Source organism: Streptomyces sp. NPDC006458, from assembly GCF_040612135.1.
Lineage (GTDB): Bacteria > Actinomycetota > Actinomycetes > Streptomycetales > Streptomycetaceae > Streptomyces.
This window is the reverse complement of sequence record NZ_JBEXPR010000054.1, coordinates 1-16,711: the sequence shown is the minus strand read 5'-3', so window position 1 is coordinate 16,711 and position 16,711 is coordinate 1. Positions and strand designations below refer to the sequence as shown.

At 71.8% G+C, this 16,711-nt stretch carries 14 protein-coding genes and 1 pseudogene; 9 read left to right on the top strand and 6 right to left on the bottom strand.

All coding sequences use genetic code 11. The features are described 5' to 3' along the window. The first annotated feature begins 152 nt into the window (after positions 1–152). The 4 genes from ABZZ79_RS38070 to ABZZ79_RS38055 are packed head-to-tail and all read left to right on the top strand — an operon-like array spanning position 153 to position 5,264. Positions 153–914, top strand: coding sequence for a redox-sensing transcriptional repressor Rex (locus ABZZ79_RS38070; protein WP_356696993.1), 762 nt, complete (start codon positions 153–155; stop codon positions 912–914). After that, entirely contained in the window at positions 911–2,608 is a 1,698-nt protein-coding gene (locus tag ABZZ79_RS38065; protein WP_356696991.1) for a glutamyl-tRNA reductase, read from the top strand. The genes ABZZ79_RS38070 and ABZZ79_RS38065 overlap by 4 nt, the downstream gene beginning before the upstream one ends. Further along, positions 2,605–3,564: a hydroxymethylbilane synthase gene (gene hemC / locus ABZZ79_RS38060; RefSeq protein WP_356696989.1), complete on the top strand. Its 960-nt coding sequence runs from the start codon at positions 2,605–2,607 to the stop codon at positions 3,562–3,564. Before ABZZ79_RS38065 ends, hemC begins: the two co-directional genes overlap by 4 nt. After that, positions 3,561–5,264 carry a bifunctional uroporphyrinogen-III C-methyltransferase/uroporphyrinogen-III synthase gene (locus ABZZ79_RS38055; protein ID WP_356696987.1) on the top strand — a complete coding sequence of 568 codons (1,704 nt, stop codon included), beginning with the start codon at positions 3,561–3,563 and terminating at the stop codon, positions 5,262–5,264. The genes hemC and ABZZ79_RS38055 overlap by 4 nt, the downstream gene beginning before the upstream one ends. Positions 5,265–5,318: 54 nt before the next feature. On the opposite strand, the gene ABZZ79_RS38050 is transcribed toward ABZZ79_RS38055, so the two are convergent. Genes ABZZ79_RS38050 through ABZZ79_RS38040 form a run of 3 tightly spaced genes read right to left on the bottom strand, consistent with a single transcriptional unit; the run spans position 5,319 to position 6,575 of the window. Further along, entirely contained in the window at positions 5,319–5,525 is a 207-nt protein-coding gene (locus ABZZ79_RS38050) for a DUF397 domain-containing protein (protein WP_356696985.1), read from the bottom strand. Positions 5,526–5,535: 10 nt separating this feature from the next. Continuing rightward, a complete protein-coding gene (locus ABZZ79_RS38045) occupies positions 5,536–5,742 on the bottom strand; it encodes a DUF397 domain-containing protein (RefSeq protein ID WP_356696983.1) in 207 nt (68 codons plus the stop codon). Beyond that, positions 5,739–6,575 carry a helix-turn-helix transcriptional regulator gene (locus tag ABZZ79_RS38040; protein ID WP_356696981.1) on the bottom strand — a complete coding sequence of 279 codons (837 nt, stop codon included), beginning with the start codon at positions 6,573–6,575 and terminating at the stop codon, positions 5,739–5,741. Before ABZZ79_RS38040 ends, ABZZ79_RS38045 begins: the two co-directional genes overlap by 4 nt. A gap of 159 nt (positions 6,576–6,734) precedes the next feature. On the opposite strand from ABZZ79_RS38040, the gene ABZZ79_RS38035 reads away from it, so the two are divergent. From ABZZ79_RS38035 to ABZZ79_RS38020, 4 genes are all read left to right on the top strand, one after another. Further along, the gene (locus ABZZ79_RS38035) at positions 6,735–7,160 is read left to right on the top strand and encodes an ATP-binding protein (protein ID WP_356696979.1); all 426 of its coding nucleotides are present in this window, start codon (positions 6,735–6,737) and stop codon (positions 7,158–7,160) included. Between the two features lie 287 nt (positions 7,161–7,447). Next, a complete protein-coding gene (locus ABZZ79_RS38030) occupies positions 7,448–8,461 on the top strand; it encodes a helix-turn-helix domain-containing protein (RefSeq protein WP_356696977.1) in 1,014 nt (337 codons plus the stop codon). Positions 8,462–8,547: 86 nt separating this feature from the next. Then, positions 8,548–9,549: a porphobilinogen synthase gene (gene hemB / locus ABZZ79_RS38025; protein ID WP_356696975.1), complete on the top strand. Its 1,002-nt coding sequence runs from the start codon at positions 8,548–8,550 to the stop codon at positions 9,547–9,549. Positions 9,550–9,641: 92 nt separating this feature from the next. Continuing rightward, positions 9,642–10,838 carry a PLP-dependent aminotransferase family protein gene (locus ABZZ79_RS38020; RefSeq protein ID WP_356696973.1) on the top strand — a complete coding sequence of 399 codons (1,197 nt, stop codon included), beginning with the start codon at positions 9,642–9,644 and terminating at the stop codon, positions 10,836–10,838. A 67-nt stretch (positions 10,839–10,905) separates the two neighbouring features. Here the strand turns inward: ABZZ79_RS38020 and ABZZ79_RS38015 are convergent, their stop codons facing one another. Beyond that, complete coding sequence (locus tag ABZZ79_RS38015; protein WP_356696971.1) at positions 10,906–11,730, bottom strand: DUF4253 domain-containing protein; 825 nt, start codon at positions 11,728–11,730, stop codon at positions 10,906–10,908. Positions 11,731–11,894: 164 nt separating this feature from the next. Further along, entirely contained in the window at positions 11,895–13,661 is a 1,767-nt protein-coding gene (gene argS, locus ABZZ79_RS38010) for an arginine--tRNA ligase (protein WP_356696969.1), read from the bottom strand. A gap of 448 nt (positions 13,662–14,109) precedes the next feature. On the opposite strand from argS, the gene lysS reads away from it, so the two are divergent. Beyond that, positions 14,110–15,852: a lysine--tRNA ligase gene (lysS, locus tag ABZZ79_RS38005; protein WP_356696967.1), complete on the top strand. Its 1,743-nt coding sequence runs from the start codon at positions 14,110–14,112 to the stop codon at positions 15,850–15,852. Positions 15,853–15,943: 91 nt separating this feature from the next. On the opposite strand, the pseudogene ABZZ79_RS38000 reads toward lysS, so the two are convergent. Further along, positions 15,944–16,711, bottom strand: a pseudogene (locus ABZZ79_RS38000) (hypothetical protein); the annotation flags it as partial.

The following is a 16,711-nucleotide window of genomic DNA, read 5'->3' as shown; positions in this document are numbered from 1 at the left end:
AGGTGCGCCGGGGGCGCGTGACCCCGGTCACGTTGGCCGGGCAAATCGGACACCATCTTTGTGCACGCGTTCACAAAGACATAGCCTGCTGTCGATGGGGCGGTCCGGGGACGTACGACCGCCTACAGCCCCGCTCTACCCGCAGGAGCACCGTGGCAACTGGCCGAACTCACCGACCGGCGACCCGTAGCCGAGGGATTCCCGAGGCCACCGTCGCCAGGCTTCCGCTGTACCTCCGAGCCCTCACCGCGCTCTCCGAGCGTTCGGTGCCGACGGTCTCCTCGGAGGAACTCGCGGCGGCCGCGGGGGTCAACTCCGCGAAACTGCGCAAGGACTTCTCCTACCTCGGCTCCTACGGGACCCGGGGTGTGGGCTACGACGTCGAGTACCTCGTCTACCAGATCTCCCGCGAGCTGGGCCTCACCCAGGACTGGCCCGTGGTGATCGTCGGTATCGGTAACCTCGGCGCCGCCCTCGCGAACTACGGCGGTTTCGCCTCCCGCGGCTTCCGGGTCGCCGCGCTCATCGACGCCGACCCGGGCATGGCCGGCAAGCCGGTCGCCGGTATCCCCGTGCAGCACACCGATGAACTGGAGAGGATCATCAAGGACAACGGTGTGTCCATCGGTGTGATCGCCACGCCCGCGGGCGCCGCCCAGCAGGTCTGCGACCGGCTGGTGGCCGCCGGGGTCACCTCCATCCTCAACTTCGCGCCGACCGTCCTGACCGTTCCGGACGGTGTCGACGTGCGCAAGGTCGACCTCTCCATCGAGCTGCAGATCCTCGCCTTCCACGAGCAGCGCAAGGCGGGCGAGGAGAGCGCCGCCGCCGAGGCCGCCGCCCCGGCCGCCGCCCGCAAGGAGTCCGCCGAGCAGGGGCCCGACGGGGACGTACCCGCCGTGATGCCGGCATGAGCGTCCTCGTCGTCGGGCTGAGCCACCGCAGCGCCCCGGTCAGCGTGCTGGAGCGGGCCGCGCTGAGCGCGGACGCCCAGATCAAGCTGCTCCAGGACACCGTCGCCGCCGAACCGGCGAGCGAAGCCGCGGTGCTGGCCACCTGCAACCGCATCGAGCTGTACGCCGACGTGGACAAGTTCCACGCCGGGGTCGCCGAGCTGTCCACCCTGCTCGCCCGGCACAGCGGCGTCGGCCTCGACGAACTCACCCCGTATCTCTATGTGCACTACGAGGACCGGGCCGTGCACCACCTGTTCTCGGTAGCGTGCGGGCTGGACTCGATGGTCGTCGGCGAGGGCCAGATCCTCGGCCAGATCAAGGACTCCCTGGCCCGCTCGCAGGACATGCACAGCGCGGGCCGGCTGATGAACGACCTGTTCCAGCAGTCCCTGAGGGTCGGCAAGCGCGCCCACTCCGAGACCGGCATCGACCGCGCCGGGCAGTCCCTGGTCACCTTCGGCCTGGAGCAGCTCGCCGCGGGCGCCGACGTCACCGGCTGGGCGCGCGGCCGCCGGGCGCTGGTCATCGGCGCCGGGTCGATGTCCTCACTGGCCGCGGCCACGCTCGCGCGGGCCGGGGTCGCCGAGGTGGTCGTCGCCAACCGCACCTTCGAGCGGGCCGAGCGGCTCGCGCAGATCCTCGACGAGACCGGCGACGCCGAAGGCTCTGCCGTGTCGGCCCGCGCGGTACCGATGGATTCGGTGCCGGCCGAGCTGACACGTGCCGACATCGTCGTCTCCTGTACCGGCGCGACGAGCCTGGTCCTGGACGCCGAGGCCGTCGCCGCCGCGGTCGAGGGCCGTACCGGTGTGCCCGTCGAGCGGATCGCCGGGGACGCACCGCGCAGGACGGACGTGCGCCAGCCGGCGCCCGCCGAGGAGTCCTGCCCCCTCGACCTGACCGCCGTACAGCCCGGCTTCTCCGTGATGGGCGAGGCCGCGGTCGCCGGGATGGACGCGGCGACGCTGGAGCAGCACGCCGCCTGGGCCCTGGGCGGTTCCACCGTCCGCCGCGAGGGCGCACGCCGCACGCCGGAGACCGACGCCGAGCTGATCACCGCGCTCGCCGCGACCGCCGCCACCGTCGGCCGCATCCCCGAGCGGCGCCGGCCGGAGCCGGTGGCCCAGCCGCCGCGCCCCGAGCCGAGCCTGTTCCTACTGGACCTCGCGATGCCGCGCGACATCGACGCCGCCGCGCACCGGCTCGCCGGGGTGCGCCTGGTCGACATCGAGTCGCTGGCCGAGGCCTCCGCCGACGTGCCCATGGCCGCCGACGTGGACCAGGTCCGCCGGATCGTCTCCGACGAGGTCGCCGCGTTCGGCGCCGCGCAGCGCGCCGCGCACATCACGCCGACCGTGGTCGCGCTGCGCACCATGGCCGCCGATGTGGTCGCCAGCGAGATCGCGCGCCTGGAGGGCCGGCTGCCCGGCCTCGACGACAAGCACCGGGCGGAGATCACCCAGACCGTGCGGCGCGTCGTCGACAAGCTGCTGCACGCGCCGACCGTACGGGTCAAGCAGCTCGCGGCCGAACCCGGCGGCGCCGGGTACGCGGACGCCCTGCGCACCCTGTTCGACCTCGACCAGGAGACGGTCGACGCCGTCTCCCGCGCCGAGGACAGCACCACCGACAAGAACCGAGGGCCGGCATGAGTGAGAAGGCACTGAGGCTGGGAACACGGCGCAGCAAACTCGCCATGGCCCAGTCCGGACAGGTGGCCGCGGCCGTGAGCCGGGTGACCGGGCGGCCCGTCGAGCTCGTCGAGATCACCACGTACGGCGACGTCTCGCGCGAGCAGCTCGCGCAGATCGGCGGCACGGGTGTGTTCGTCACGGCCCTGCGTGAAGCGCTTCTGAAGGGGGAGGTCGACTTCGCGGTGCACTCGCTGAAGGACCTGCCCACCGGCCAGCCCGAGGAGCTCGCGCTCGCCGCGATCCCGCCGCGCGAGGACCCGCGGGACGTGATCGTCGCCCGGGACGCGCTGAAGTTCACCGACCTGCCCCGCGGGGCGAGGATCGGGACCGGGGCCCCGCGCCGCATGGCCCAGCTCAACGCGTACGCCCGCGCCCACGGCCTCGACATCGAGACCGTCCCGATCCGCGGCAACGTCGACACCCGCATCCGGTACGTCCACGACGGGGAGCTCGACGCGGTCGTGCTGGCCGCCGCCGGACTGAACCGGATCGGCCGTGCCGAGGAGGTCACCGACTTCCTGTCGGTCGACACCGTTCTGCCCGCCCCCGGCCAGGGGGCCCTGGCGATCGAGTGCACCGCGGACCGCGCGGACCTCATCGCCGCGCTGGGCGAGCTCGACGACCCGTTCACGCGGGTCGCCGTGACCGCCGAGCGGTCCTTGCTCGCGGCCCTTGAGGCCGGCTGCAGCGCCCCTGTGGGCGCGCTGGCCGACCTCACGGCCGACGGGCATGTTGTCCAGGAGATGCGCCTGCGCGGCGTCGTCGGCACCACCGACGGCACCTCGCTGGTGCAGCTGTCCACCACCGGTCCCGTGCCCCAGACGCACGAAGCGGCGATGGCGCTCGGTCGCGAACTCGCGGCCGAGATGTTCGCCCAGGGCGCGGCCGGTCTGATGGGGGAGCGAGCACATTGAGCCCCACCACCCTTCCCGCCGGTCCGGAACACGGGCACGTCACCTTCCTCGGTGCCGGACCCGGGGATCCGGGACTGCTGACCCTGCGCGCCGTGGAGGCGCTGGCGAGCGCGGACGTTCTCGTCGCCGAGCACGAGGTGCTCGACGTCGTACGGACGCACGCCCGGCCGGGCGTAGCCGTCCTCGACCCGGACACGCATCCCTCGTCGGGTGCCGATCCGGGCGTGGGCACGCCTCAGCAGGCGGCTGTTGACGGTGTGTCAACAACCGCTGGTGCTCCCGCTGTGCGGGATGCGGCACATCTTGTCATGGAGGCCGCGCGGGGCGGCAGGCGGGTCGTGCGTGCGGTGTCCGGGGACCCCGGACTCGACGGGTACGCCGCCGAGGAGATGCTCGTCTGCGCCGCCGCCGGTGTGCCCTTCGAGGTGGTGCCCGGCATCGCGAGCGCCGTCGGAGTGCCCGCGTACGCCGGTGTCCCGCTGCGCGACGCGCAGGGCGCGGACGTGCGGTTCGTCGACGCCCGTACCGCCTCCGACCGGTGCTGGACCGAGGTCGGCTCCTCCGACGGCACGGTCGTCGTCTCCACGACCCTCGACTCCGTGGCCGCCGCCGCGGTTGAGCTGGTCTCGGCGGGCCGCAAGCCGGACACCCCGCTGACCGTGACGATCGCCGGTACGACGACCCGTCAGCGCACCTGGACCGCCACCCTCGGCACCATCGCGCAGACGCTGAAGCAGGCGAAGGTGCTGCCGTCCCCGGACGGCGGCCGGCCGGTCATAGCCGTGGTCGGGGAGCGCGGCGCCGCCGCCCAGCGCGACCAGCTCTCGTGGTTCGAGTCCAAGCCGCTGTTCGGCTGGAAGGTCCTCGTCCCGCGCACCAAGGAGCAGGCCGCTTCGCTCTCCGACCAGTTGCGGTCCTACGGTGCCGTGCCGCACGAGGTGCCGACCATCGCGGTCGAGCCGCCGCGCACGCCCCAGCAGATGGAGCGCGCCGTCAAGGGCCTGGTGACGGGCCGCTACGAGTGGATCGCGTTCACCTCCGTCAACGCGGTGAAGGCGGTCCGGGAGAAGTTCGAGGAGTACGGCCTTGATGCTCGGGCTTTTGCGGGTATCAAGGTGGCTGCGGTGGGTGAGCAGACGGCGAAGGCCCTCATCGCCTTCGGCGTGAAGCCCGACCTGGTGCCCAGCGGCGAGCAGTCCGCCGCGGGACTGCTGGAGGACTGGCCGCCCTACGACCCGGTCTTCGACCCGATCGACCGTGTCTTCCTGCCGCGCGCCGACATCGCCACCGAGACGCTCGTCGCCGGGCTCATCGAGCTGGGCTGGGAGGTCGACGACGTCACCGCCTACCGGACCGTGCGTGCCTCGCCGCCGCCGGCCGAGACGCGTGAGGCGATCAAGGGCGGCGGCTTCGACGCGGTGCTGTTCACCTCGTCCTCCACCGTGCGCAACCTCGTCGGCATCGCCGGCAAGCCGCACAACGTCACGGTCATCGCCTGCATCGGCCCGGCCACGGCCAAGACGGCCGAGGAGCACGGGCTGCGCGTGGACGTCATGGCCCCGGAGCCGTCCGCGCTGAAGCTGGCCGAGGCGCTGGCCGACTTCGGCATGAAGCGGAGGGCTGCCGCCATGGAGGCCGGGGATCCCGTGACGCGGCCCAGCGAGCGCCGCCCCGGGGCGCGGCGCCGCCGTACGACCTGACGCCGCCCGGCGGAGCGCACCTCGCCGGTGCGCTCCGTCGTGTCGGTGCGCGGGTCAGCCCTCGCAGGCGTACGGCAGGAAGGCCGCCCAGGTCGCCTGGGTGAGGGCGAGGCGGGGGCCTTGGGGGGTCTTGGAGTCGCGGACGAGGATGGCCTCGTGAACGGCTGCAACCTCCACGCAGGAGGGGGTGTCAGCACCGCTGTAGCTGCTCTTTATCCACTCCGGCGTGGGGGCGGCTTTGGCGTGTGGGTTGATGGTCATGCTCGTTCCGTCAGCAGCCGACGGCGTACGGCAGAAAGGCCGTCCAAGTGGCTTGGGCGAGGGCGAGGCTGGGGCCGTTCGGGTTCTTGGAGTCGCGCACGTGGATGGTGACCAGTGTGGCGGCGACCTCGACGCAGGACGGGCCGTCGTCCGAGCTGTAGCTGCTCTTTATCCACTCCAGCTTGCCGTCGGCTCCGTCAGAGGGCTTGAGGGTCATGACTCTCCCAGCGCTTTCTCGATGAAGGCCAGCGACTCTCGTGGTGTGAGAGCCTGCGCCCGGATGATCCCATAGCGCATGTCGAGGACCGTGGTCTCTCTCGGGTCGATGATCACGCGATTGGTGAGCTGGACTTCGTTCAGACCCACGGCCGCTCCGTCCTTGAGCTTGAGGAGTCGGAAGGGGCCGCCGAGACCCGAGTTCTCCTCCCGGCTCAGAGGCAAGACCTGTAGGTCGACATTCCGCAGCCGGGCTACTTCCGACAGCCGTTCGAGCTGGTTGCGCATCACCATCCTGCCTCCAATCAAGCGGCGCAGCGTCGCTTCGCACAACACAAAGCTGAAAAGCGGGCGAGTTGCTGGGGAGCTGAAGATCTCCTGACGATCCAGGCGAGCGGCTACCCGCTGCTCCAACTCCTCTTCGGTGAACTGCGGTCGCCGGGAGCCGAACACTGCCCGCGCATATGCCTCGGTCTGCAACAACCCGTCGATGACGGAGTTGTTGTAGGAGCAGATCTCGACGGCCTCCCCTTCCAGGCGCTTCACGTCCCGCACCTTCTTCGGGTACCGGACCTCCGCCAAGTCCTCCCGCAGCGCGGCGATCCGGCCGCCCGCCGACAGAACCTCGTCCGCGCGGTCCAGGTACTCGGGCCGCGGGATCCGCCGCCCCCGCTCTACCGAGGAGACCAGTTCCTCGCCGTACCCGATCGCCGCCCCGAACTCCGCCTGGGTGAGCCCCGCCGCCTCCCGCCACAGCTTCAACTGCCGTGTCACCGTGCGCATCACGGCCCCGGCCTCGTCGTCGCCTCCCAGCCCCGCGTCCCATTCGCTCACGTCTGCCGCCTTCCCGCCGCGCCCTTCCCGGTCCAACCCCGGCGCGCGTTGCACGTCACCCCGTACTGCCCGGACGGAACCGGACGCCGCACGGACAGACACCGTCCGCACGGGCCGCACGCATTCACAGGCTACGCACGGCCGGACACGCTGAGTCACATGAATCAGCAAACTGTTCGCGCCCCGCTCCACAAGTTCTCCGTCACGCTCTCCGCCTCCCGGCTCGGCGCCCGGCGCGCGCGGCTGCTCGCGGCCCAGCAACTGCGGTGCTGGGACATGCCGTTGGACCCCGCCCGGCTCGTCGTCGCCGAACTCGCCACCAACGCCGCCCTGCACGGCCGTGTCCCCGGCCGGAGCTTCCGCCTCACGCTCACCGTCGTCGCTCCACGGACGCTGCGTGTCGAAGTCGCCGACAGCCGGGGTGACCGGTTGCCCGCCCGAGCGCGGGCGGCGGCCGAGGGGCAGGCGGAGTCCGGTTACGGGCTGCTGATCGTCGAGCAGTGCGCGGACCGCTGGGGTGTACGGTCCGGGCCGGTGCCGTGCAAGACCGTCTGGGCGGAACTCGATCTCGGGCCTTGCCGATGACCCCCGTACCGGAGCCCGGCCGTCCGTCCTGCGGTGGCCCGCGGGCCGGGGCGGCGGGCGATAAAAGACCAAAGAACCCAGGGAAAAACCTACCCAACCAACCAAACCTCGCGCACGTCACACGGGCGGGTGAAATCGGCTGGTCCGGCTGGCGCTTGGGCATGTCGGACGTGCATTCTCGCCTCAGGCAGCACTCACAACTCCACAGCCCCACACATGCTTCGGCCCCCGCCGGGACGGCAATCCCAGTGCGAGGGCCTGACCAACGAGGAAGTAACCCCTTCCCTATGGCTGAGAACAACCCTAACGCCGTCGAGCTTCCGAATCAGGGCGTTCCGCAGACCATCACCCCCTCCGGTGTCACCCACGTACGCACGTACCAGTCGGGCCAATACACCGTCGTGGGCAATCACCTCGCCCAGCACCGCGAGCTGTCCCTGACGGCCATCGGACTGGCCACCCACATCCTGTCGCTGCCGGAGGGCGCCCCGGTCGACATCCGCAGCCTCGCCGAACGCTTCCCCGAGGGCCGGGACCGGATCGCCTTCGCCCTGCGGGAGCTGGAGGCGCACGGCTATCTGGAGCGAGTGCGGGAGCGTACGGACACGGGGAGGCTGTGCACCCGCACGTACGCGCACCACACTCCTGGAGCCGCCTCGACGCGCCCGGCTGTCGTTCCCGTCCAGACGACCCGGCCTCGCAGCCGAAATGCCATGGCCCGCCCTTCGGAAGACGGCGGGCAGTCGTCCCCGGAGAGCGACCGAGGCACGGAGCGGCCGACGCCTCGCGACTCGCAAGTCACCTCCGCGCCCGCCTCCGCACCTACCGAGCGGCCCGAGCGGCCCGAGCGGCCCGTCCGACGGGCCGCGGAAGCCGCTCTCGAACCTCGCCACGACAAAGCCGTCGCCCTGCTCTGCGGACTGCGCCGCGCCGACGACCGGCTCACCCTCTCCCATCGGGACGTGAACCGCCTCGCGCCCGCCGTCACCGCCTGGTTCGACGTCGGCGCCACGGCCGCCGTCGTCCATCACGCCCTGACCGCCGATCTCCCGACCGACATGCGTCACCCGGCCGGTGTGCTCGCCTACCGCCTCCGCGAACTGCGGCCCGCACCCCTTCCAGCGATCCCCGCACCAACCGCCGTACGCGACGAACCAGGACCGAGCCGCCGCCGCGACCCCTTCCAGACCTGCGACGGCTGCGAACGCGCCTTCCGTGCCCCGCACCCCGGCGGCCGCTGTCGCGACTGCCGCTCCAGACCCGAGCCTGCGACGCCTGGAGGCGCACGTCACGCGGCCTGAGCCATCCGCTGTGACAGCCGTGGGCCCCGCGGAGCCCGACAGGGCGTCGGCAAGGGCAGCGGGCGGCCGGGCGTAGCGTAGACGGCATGACGAAGTACGGATCGTTTCCCGGTACCCGGCCCCGGCGGCTACGGACGAGCCCCGTCATGCGGCGCATGGTCGCCGAGACCCGGCTGCACCCCGCCGACTTCATCCTCCCCGCGTTCGTGCGCGAGGGCGTCAGCGAGCCCGTGCCGATCGCGGCGATGCCGGGGGTGGTGCAGCACACGCGGGACAGCCTGAAGAAGGCCGCCGCCGAGGCCGTGCAGGCCGGGATCTCGGGGATCATGCTCTTCGGTGTGCCGGAGGACTCCAAGAAGGACGCCCTCGGGACCCCGGGCACCGACCCGGACGGCATCCTGCAACTCGCCCTCCGGGACGTGCGCGCCGAGGTCGGCGACGACCTGCTCGTGATGTCCGACCTCTGCCTCGACGAGACGACCGACCACGGCCACTGCGGAGTGCTCGACGCCGAAGGACGCGTCGACAACGACGCGACGCTGGAGCGGTACGCCGAGATGGCCCAGGTACAGGCCGACGCGGGCGCGCACGTGGTCGGGCCCAGCGGGATGATGGACGGTCAGATCGGGGTCGTCCGCGACGCCCTGGACGAGATCGGGCGCGAGGACGTGGCGATCCTCGCCTACACCGTCAAGTACGCCTCCGCCTTCTACGGCCCCTTCCGCGAGGCCGTCGCCTCCTCGCTGCGGGGCGACCGCAAGACGTACCAGCAGGACTCCGCCAACGTGCGCGAGTCCCTGCGGGAACTGGCGCTGGATCTGGAGGAGGGCGCCGACATGGTGATGGTCAAGCCCGCCGGTCCCTACCTCGACATCCTCGCGCGCGTCGCCGACGGCGTGGACGTGCCGGTCGCCGCCTACCAGATCTCCGGCGAGTACTCGATGGTCGAGGCCGCCGCAGAGAAGGGCTGGATCGACCGCGACCGGGCCATCCTGGAGACACTGACCGGCATCAAGCGGGCCGGCGCGCGCAGCATCCTGACCTACTGGGCCACCGAGGCGGCCCGGATGGTCGCGCAGGACCGGTAGCGCCGACTCCACATCCCGAAAAGGAAGTTGTAGGCGACACGGACTCCGTAGGCTGCGGGCATGACCACCGCGCAGCCGAAGGAGCTCCTGTCATGACCGCAGCCGTTGCCCCCGCGTCCCTCCCGCCGCTCTCGGTGCGCGCCGGAGCGATCGGGGGGTCACCCGTACGCGAGATCCTGGCGGTCACCGCGCGCCCCGAGGTGATCAACTTCGCGGGCGGTCTGCCGGCCCCCGAGCTGTTCGACCGCGAGGGCATCGCCACGGCCTTCCGCGAGGTCCTGGAGCGCACCCCGGGGCAGGCGCTGCAGTACTCCACGACCGAGGGCGAACCCGTCCTGCGCACGGCCCTCGCCCACCGGATCACCGGGCGGGGCCTGCCGACGGCAGCGGACGACCTGCTCGTCACCACCGGCTCCCAGCAGGCGCTGTCCCTGCTGGCGACCGCCCTGCTGGACCCCGGCGACACGGTCCTCGTCGAGGACCCCTGCTACCTGGCCGCCCTCCAGGTCTTCGGACTCGCGGGCGCGCGGATCGTCGGAGTGCCGACGGACGCGGACGGCGTCGACCCGCAGGTACTCGCCGAGCTCGTGGCGCGGGAGCGGCCCAAGCTGCTCTACACCGTCCCCACCTTCCAGAACCCCACCGGCCGCACCATGCCCGCCGACCGCCGGGCCGCCGTGGCGGCGGTGGCCGCGCGGCACGGATTGTGGATCGTCGAGGACGACCCCTACGGCGAGCTGCGCTACGACGGCGCACCCCAGCCCTGGATCGCCGCCCACGCGGAGGCCGCCGACCGCACGGTCCTGCTCGGCTCCTTCTCCAAGATCATGGCGCCGGGCCTGCGGCTCGGCTGGCTGCGCGCCCCGGCCGCGCTCCGCCGGGCCTGCGCGGTTGCCAAGCAGGCCGCCGACCTGCACACCCCGACCCTCAACCAGCTCGCCGCGGCCCGCTACCTGGACGTCCTCGACGCCCATGTCGCCCGCGTCCGGACCGTCTACGGCGAACGCCGGGACGCCATGCTCGCGGCGCTGCCCGGCGCCCTGCCCGAGGGCTCGGCCTGGAACCGCCCCGAGGGCGGCATGTTCCTCTGGGCCCGCCTTCCGGCCTCCTACGACACCGCCGCGCTGCTCCCCGAGGTGGTCCGGCACGATGTGGCCTACGTCCCCGGCGCGCCCTTCTACGCCTCGGACCCCGACCGCTCGACCCTGCGCCTGTGCTTCGTGACGCAGACCCCGGACGAGATCAGGGAGGGGCTGGGGAGGCTGGCCCGGGGGCTGGGCGTCGCGTAGGGCGCGGCCCCTCGCCCGGGGGCGCGGGGCTCGGTCCCACCGGAAGGGCTCGTGCCACCAGCGGGGCTCAGTCCCACCAGAAGGACCAGACCCGCTCGTCCACCAGGCCCTTCGCGTACTCCTGGAGGCTGCCCGGACCGTTCTGCGTGATGTTGTCCGGGCAGAACGCGAAGTGCTCCGCCGCCACCGCCTCGGCCGCGCCGAGGTCGGCCGGCGGGGCGGCCACGGACACGACCAGCGTGTCGAAGCCGAGGGCGACCACCCGTATGCCGAAGCGGTCCTCCCAGGAGCGCAGGACCGCGCAGATCCGGGCCACGTCGTTGTCGTGGTTGAGCGGGCCGGTCCAGCCCAGGGCGGCCGGTATGTCGGCGGAGCGGCGGGCCGGGACCAGGGCCAGATGCGGGGCGCCCAGCCAACTGCGGGTGCCGTCGCTCAGGGAGTCGGCGACCTGGGCCGCGCACGCGCCCGGCTCGGCGGTGAGCCGGGCGGCGGAAGCGAGGCCGGGCCACTCGGGCCCGAACGGCTCGACCAGTTCGGCGAGATCGTCGTCCCAGTACTCGTCGTCGTCCTCCCAGTACTCCGCCAGGACGTCCTCGGCGTCGTGGTCCCCGGGGTACGAGGCGTAGTCGGGTGCCAACTGCCACTCGTCCGGGCCCCCTTGCCGGTCCGCCAGGTCGACCAGGACCGGCAGCAGCCCGACCTGGGCCGCCGCCCCGCCCAGCGAGGCCCAGTGGCCGGGCCCGGCGGGCGTGCCGGCCTGCCACATCAGCGGCTCGGGCCACGGCCCGTCCTCCGTCGCGTCGAACAGTCTGCCCGGGGGCAGTTGGAGCCCGAGGGAGCGCCCGCTGGGGTCCGCCGCCAGCGCGGGCAGCGGGTTGGGAAGAGTCGCCATGCCGGTGACTGTAGGGCCCGGCACTGACAATCGCCCTCAAGAAGAACGGCAGCACCACCCGGCCCACGGTGTCCTGCACCGCGAGCTGACGGCCGTACACGAAGAAGTGGCGCGGCGACCGGAGAACCGGCCGCCGCGCCACCCTCGTTCGGACGCGCCGCGGATCAGAGGCGCTCGGGCGTCCCGATGCCCAGCAGGGCCATGCCCTGGTGCAGGGTGCGGGCCGTGACGTCGCACAGGAACAGGCGGTTCTCCACCTGCTCGGGCGTCTGAGCCTTCAGCACGGGGCACTTGTCGTAGAACGACGTGTACAGCGAGGCCAACTGGTAGAGGTACGCCGTCATCTTGTGCGGCGCGTACTCCGCCGCCGCCTCCGCGACCGTCTCCGCGAACGCGTCCACGTGCAAGCCCAGCGCGCGCTCCGCCGCGTGCAGCTCCAGCTCCGGGTGCGCGACGGGGCGGACCTCGCCGGCCTTGCGGAGGATGGAGCGGATGCGGGCGTAGGCGTACTGGAGGTAGACGGAGGTGTCGCCGTTCAGCGAGACCATCTGGTCCAGGTCGAACTTGTAGTCGCGGTTCGCCGACGTCGACAGGTCCGCGTACTTCACCGCGCCGATGCCCACCTGGGCGCCCCGCTCGGTGATCTCCGCCTCGGAGAGGTCCTGGGCCTTCTCCCGCACGACGGCGGCGGCGCGGTCGATCGCCTCGTCGAGGAGGTCGACCAGCCGGACCGTCTCGCCCTCACGGGTCTTGAACGGCTTGCCGTCCTTGCCGAGGACCGTGCCGAACGCGAGCTGGTACGCCTTGACGTCTTCATTGAGCCAGCCCGCCCTGCGGGCCGTCTCGAAGACCATCTTGAAGTGCAGGGACTGCCGGGCGTCCACGACGTAGACCAGGCTGTTCGCCTTCAGGTTGAAGACACGGTCCCGGATCGCGGACAGGTCCGTCGCCGCGTAGCCGTAGCCGCCGTCGGACTTCTGGACGATCAGTGGGACCGGGTTGCCGTCCGGGCCCTTGATGTCGTCGAAGAAGACGCACAGGGCGCCCTCCGAACGGACCGCCCCGCCGGACTCCTCCAGCAGGCGGCAGGTCTCGGCCAGCATGTCGTTGTAGCCGGACTCACCGACGATGTCCTCGTCGCGGATCCGCATGTCCAGCTTCTCGAAGACGGAGAAGAAGTAGATCTTCGACTCGTCGACGAACTTCTGCCACATGGCGAGGGTGTGCGGGTCGCCCGCCTGGAGGTCGACCACCCGGCGCCGGGCCCGCGTCTTGAACTCCTCGTCGGAGTCGAACAGCTTCCGGGACGCCTTGTAGAGGCGGTCGAGGTTCGACATCGCCTCCTCGCCGGACACCTCGGCGGACTCGTGGTCCAGCTCGTGCGGGTGCTCGTCCAGGTACTGGATGAGCATGCCGAACTGGGTGCCCCAGTCGCCGATGTGGTGACGCCGGACCACGTTCTCGCCGGTGAACTCCAGCAGCTGCACCACCGAGTCGCCGATCACCGCGGAACGCAGGTGGCCGACGTGCATCTCCTTGGCCACGTTCGGCTGGGCGTAGTCGATCACCGACGTGCCCGGGTTCTCGTTCAGCGGTACGCCGAGGCGGCCCGTGTCGTCCGCGTAGCGGGCGGCCAGGTTGGTGGTGATCGCCCGGTCGGAGAGCGTGATGTTCAGGAAGCCGGGCCCGGAGACCTCGACGTCCTTGATCAGCTCCTCGCCCGTGACGACCTGCGACACCACCTGCGTCGCCAGCTCACGGGGGTTCGCCTTCGCCTTCTTGGCCAGCGCGAGGATGCCGTTGGCCTGGAAGTCGGCCCGGTCGCTTCGTCGCAGCAGCGGGTCGACTCCGTCGGTTTCCGGCAGGGCGGAGGTGAGGGCGTCGGTGAGCTGCTGGTTGACGAGATCGGTGAGCGACGTGACCGAGGGCATGGGTGTGGGTGCCGTTTCTCCTCGTGGGCTGGATGGTCTCGCCCAGTATCCCATGGGGGGTGTAGGGGTTTTCGCGGCTGCGGGGTGGGGCCCTGCGGGGCGGGGCCCTGCCGGGCGGTTGGGTGGGGGGTTGGTTGTGCGGGTGCGGGTGCGGGTGCGGGTGCGGGGCGGTGGGGGCTTGTTGCGCAGTTCCCCGCGCCCCTTGAAGGCGGGTGGGGTGGTTGTGTCTGCGTGGTTGTGCGGGTGCGGGGCGGTGTGGGGCTGGTTGCGCAGTTCCCCGCGCCCCTAAAAGAGGGTGGGCTGGTTGCGTGGTTCCTCGCGCCCCCAAAAGGCGGGTGGGATGGGTGCGTGTTCCTTGCGGTTCTAAATGCGGCGGGGGTGCTGAGTGGGCCGCCTAAACTGGGGGGGTGGCCGATCGACCGTACGGCTGCCCCGGAGAAAGAAGGACGTGCCGATCGTGGCTCAGAGCACCGAGACCACCGACTGGGTCTCCCGTTTCGCGGATGAGGTCATCGAGGAGTCGGAGCGTCGGGCCCCTGGCAAACCGGTCGTCGTCGCCTCCGGTCTCTCGCCGTCCGGTCCGATCCACCTCGGCAACCTGCGCGAGGTCATGACCCCGCACCTCGTCGCCGACGAGATCCGCCGCCGGGGCCGCCAGGTGCGCCACCTGATCTCCTGGGACGATTACGACCGCTACCGCAAGGTGCCGGCCGGGGTCGCCGGCGTCGACGAGACCTGGGCCGAGCACATCGGCAAGCCGCTGACCTCGGTGCCCGCGCCGAAGGGCTCGCCGTACGCGAGCTGGGCCGAGCACTTCAAGGCCGCGATGGTCGAGTCGCTGGCCGAGCTGGGCGTGGAGTTCGACGGCATCAGCCAGACCGAGCAGTACACCACCGGCGTCTACCGCGAGCAGATCCTGCACGCCATGCGCCACCGCGCCGACATCGACGCGGTCCTCGACCAGTACCGCACCAAGAAGGCCCCGGCCAAGAAGCAGCAGCAGAAGGCGGTCGACGAGGCCGAACTGGAGGCCGCCGAGGGCTCCGGCGCCGCCGCCGAGGACGACGGCAGCTCCGGCTCCGCCGGGTACTTCCCGTACAAGCCGTACTGCGGCAACTGCGGCAAGGACCTGACCACCGTCACCTCCTACGAGGACGACACCACCGAGCTGACGTACTCCTGCACGGCGTGCGGCTTCTCCGAGACCGTCCGGCTCAACGAGTTCAACCGCGGCAAGCTGGTCTGGAAGGTCGACTGGCCGATGCGGTGGGCCTACGAGGGCGTGATCTTCGAGCCCAGCGGTGTCGACCACTCCTCGCCGGGGTCGTCGTTCCAGGTGGGCGGGCAGATCGTCGGCATCTTCGGCGGCAAGCAGCCGATCGGCCCGATGTACGCCTTCGTCGGCATCTCCGGCATGGCGAAGATGTCGTCGTCCCGCGGTGGCGTGCCCACCCCGGCCGACGCGCTGAAGATCATGGAGCCGCAGATCCTGCGCTGGCTCTACGCCCGCCGCAGGCCCAACCAGTCCTTCAAGATCGCCTTCGACCAGGAGATCCAGCGGCTGTACGACGAGTGGGACAAGCTCGACGCCAAGGTCGCCGACGGCTCGGCCCTGCCCGCCGACGCCGCCGCCCACGCCCGTGCCGTGCGCACCGCCGGGGCCGAGCTGCCCCGCACCGCGCGGCCGATGCCGTACCGGACGCTCGCGTCCGTCGCCGACATCACCGCCGGCCACGAGGACCAGGCGCTGCGCATCCTCTCCGAGCTCGACCCCGAGCAGCCGCTCGCCGCGCTCGACGAGGTACGTCCCCGGTACGACAGGGCCGAGGCCTGGATCAACACCCAGGTGCCCGCCGACCAGCGCACCATCGTGCGCGCCGAGCCGGACACCGACCTGCTGAAGTCGCTCGACGAGCAGGGCCGCGCCTCGGTGCGGCTGCTGCTCGACGGACTGGCCGAGCACTGGTCGCTGGACGGGCTGACCCACCTCGTCTACGGCGTGCCCAAGGTCCAGGCCGGGTTCCCCGCGGACGCCACGCCCAAGGAGCTGCCGCCGGAGATCAAGACCGCCCAGCGGACGTTCTTCGCGCTGCTCTACCACCTGCTCGTCGGCCGGGACACCGGGCCGCGGCTGCCCACGCTGCTGCTCGCGGTGGGGCAGGAGCGGGTGCGGACCCTGCTCGGGGAGTAGACGCACCCCGGTGCGCCAGGCATGACGAAGGGGCCCTCGGTCGAGGGCCCCTTTCGCCTGTGTTCTGCCGGTGGCCGGTCCCGCGGCGCCGTCAGGCGATGTGGTCCTCCTCCAGCTCCGCGTTGTGGCGGTTGGTGTAGCGGTTGACCATGCGCTTGGCGTCCTCCGGCGCGAGGGTGAGGCCGAACTCGGCCTCCACGTTGTCCATCAGCTCGCGCGGGGTGGGGTAGCTGCCGTTTATCGACTGCTTGAAGACCTGGTAGAAGGACTCCTCGTCCGGCTCCGGGCTGCCGCCGCCCTCGCCGAGCTCCCGGGTGCGGTTGGGGCCGACCGGGATCGGGAAGCTGCCCGTCTCCTCGGAGGGGGACTCCAGCGCGGGCTCGTGGCGGGGCTGGGGCCGGGGTCCTTCGGGCAGGTGGTCCTCGGGCAGATGGTCGTCGGGCGGGAAGTCGTCGTACGGCGGTTCGTACAGGTCCGGCTCGAAGTGCGGGTCGTAGTCACCGTGGTACTCGACCGTCTGCGGGTCCCGGGACTGGAGCCACTGGCTGCGGCCGTCCTCGGGCTCCCGCGCGGGCACCTGCCGCTGGGCGGCGGGTGCGGGTGCGGGCGTGGCCGCGGGGGCCGCGGAGAGCTGAGGCTGCTGGGCGGCCGCCGGGATGACCATCGGCTCGATGCCCGCGGCGGCGAGGCCCGCGGGGGCGGTCTCGGCGAGGGGGACGCCGTAGCGGGCCAGGCGCAGGGGCATCAGGGATTCGACGGGGGCCTTGCGGCGCCAGGCGCGGCCGTAGCGGGAGCGCAGCCGGGTCTGGTAGACGAGGCGTTCCTGTTCGAGCTTGATGACCTGGTCGTAGGAGCGCAG

Coding starts and splice junctions, on each gene's coding strand:
- ABZZ79_RS38065 (WP_356696991.1), top strand. CDS start 911: ATGAGCGTCCTCGTCGTCGGGCTGAGCCACCGCAGCGCCCCGGTCAGC.
- hemC (WP_356696989.1), top strand. CDS start 2,605: ATGAGTGAGAAGGCACTGAGGCTGGGAACACGGCGCAGCAAACTCGCC.
- ABZZ79_RS38050 (WP_356696985.1), bottom strand. CDS start 5,525: ATGACCATCAACCCACACGCCAAAGCCGCCCCCACGCCGGAGTGGATA.
- ABZZ79_RS38045 (WP_356696983.1), bottom strand. CDS start 5,742: ATGACCCTCAAGCCCTCTGACGGAGCCGACGGCAAGCTGGAGTGGATA.
- ABZZ79_RS38035 (WP_356696979.1), top strand. CDS start 6,735: ATGAATCAGCAAACTGTTCGCGCCCCGCTCCACAAGTTCTCCGTCACG.
- ABZZ79_RS38030 (WP_356696977.1), top strand. CDS start 7,448: ATGGCTGAGAACAACCCTAACGCCGTCGAGCTTCCGAATCAGGGCGTT.
- hemB (WP_356696975.1), top strand. CDS start 8,548: ATGACGAAGTACGGATCGTTTCCCGGTACCCGGCCCCGGCGGCTACGG.
- ABZZ79_RS38020 (WP_356696973.1), top strand. CDS start 9,642: ATGACCGCAGCCGTTGCCCCCGCGTCCCTCCCGCCGCTCTCGGTGCGC.
- ABZZ79_RS38015 (WP_356696971.1), bottom strand. CDS start 11,730: ATGGCGACTCTTCCCAACCCGCTGCCCGCGCTGGCGGCGGACCCCAGC.
- argS (WP_356696969.1), bottom strand. CDS start 13,661: ATGCCCTCGGTCACGTCGCTCACCGATCTCGTCAACCAGCAGCTCACC.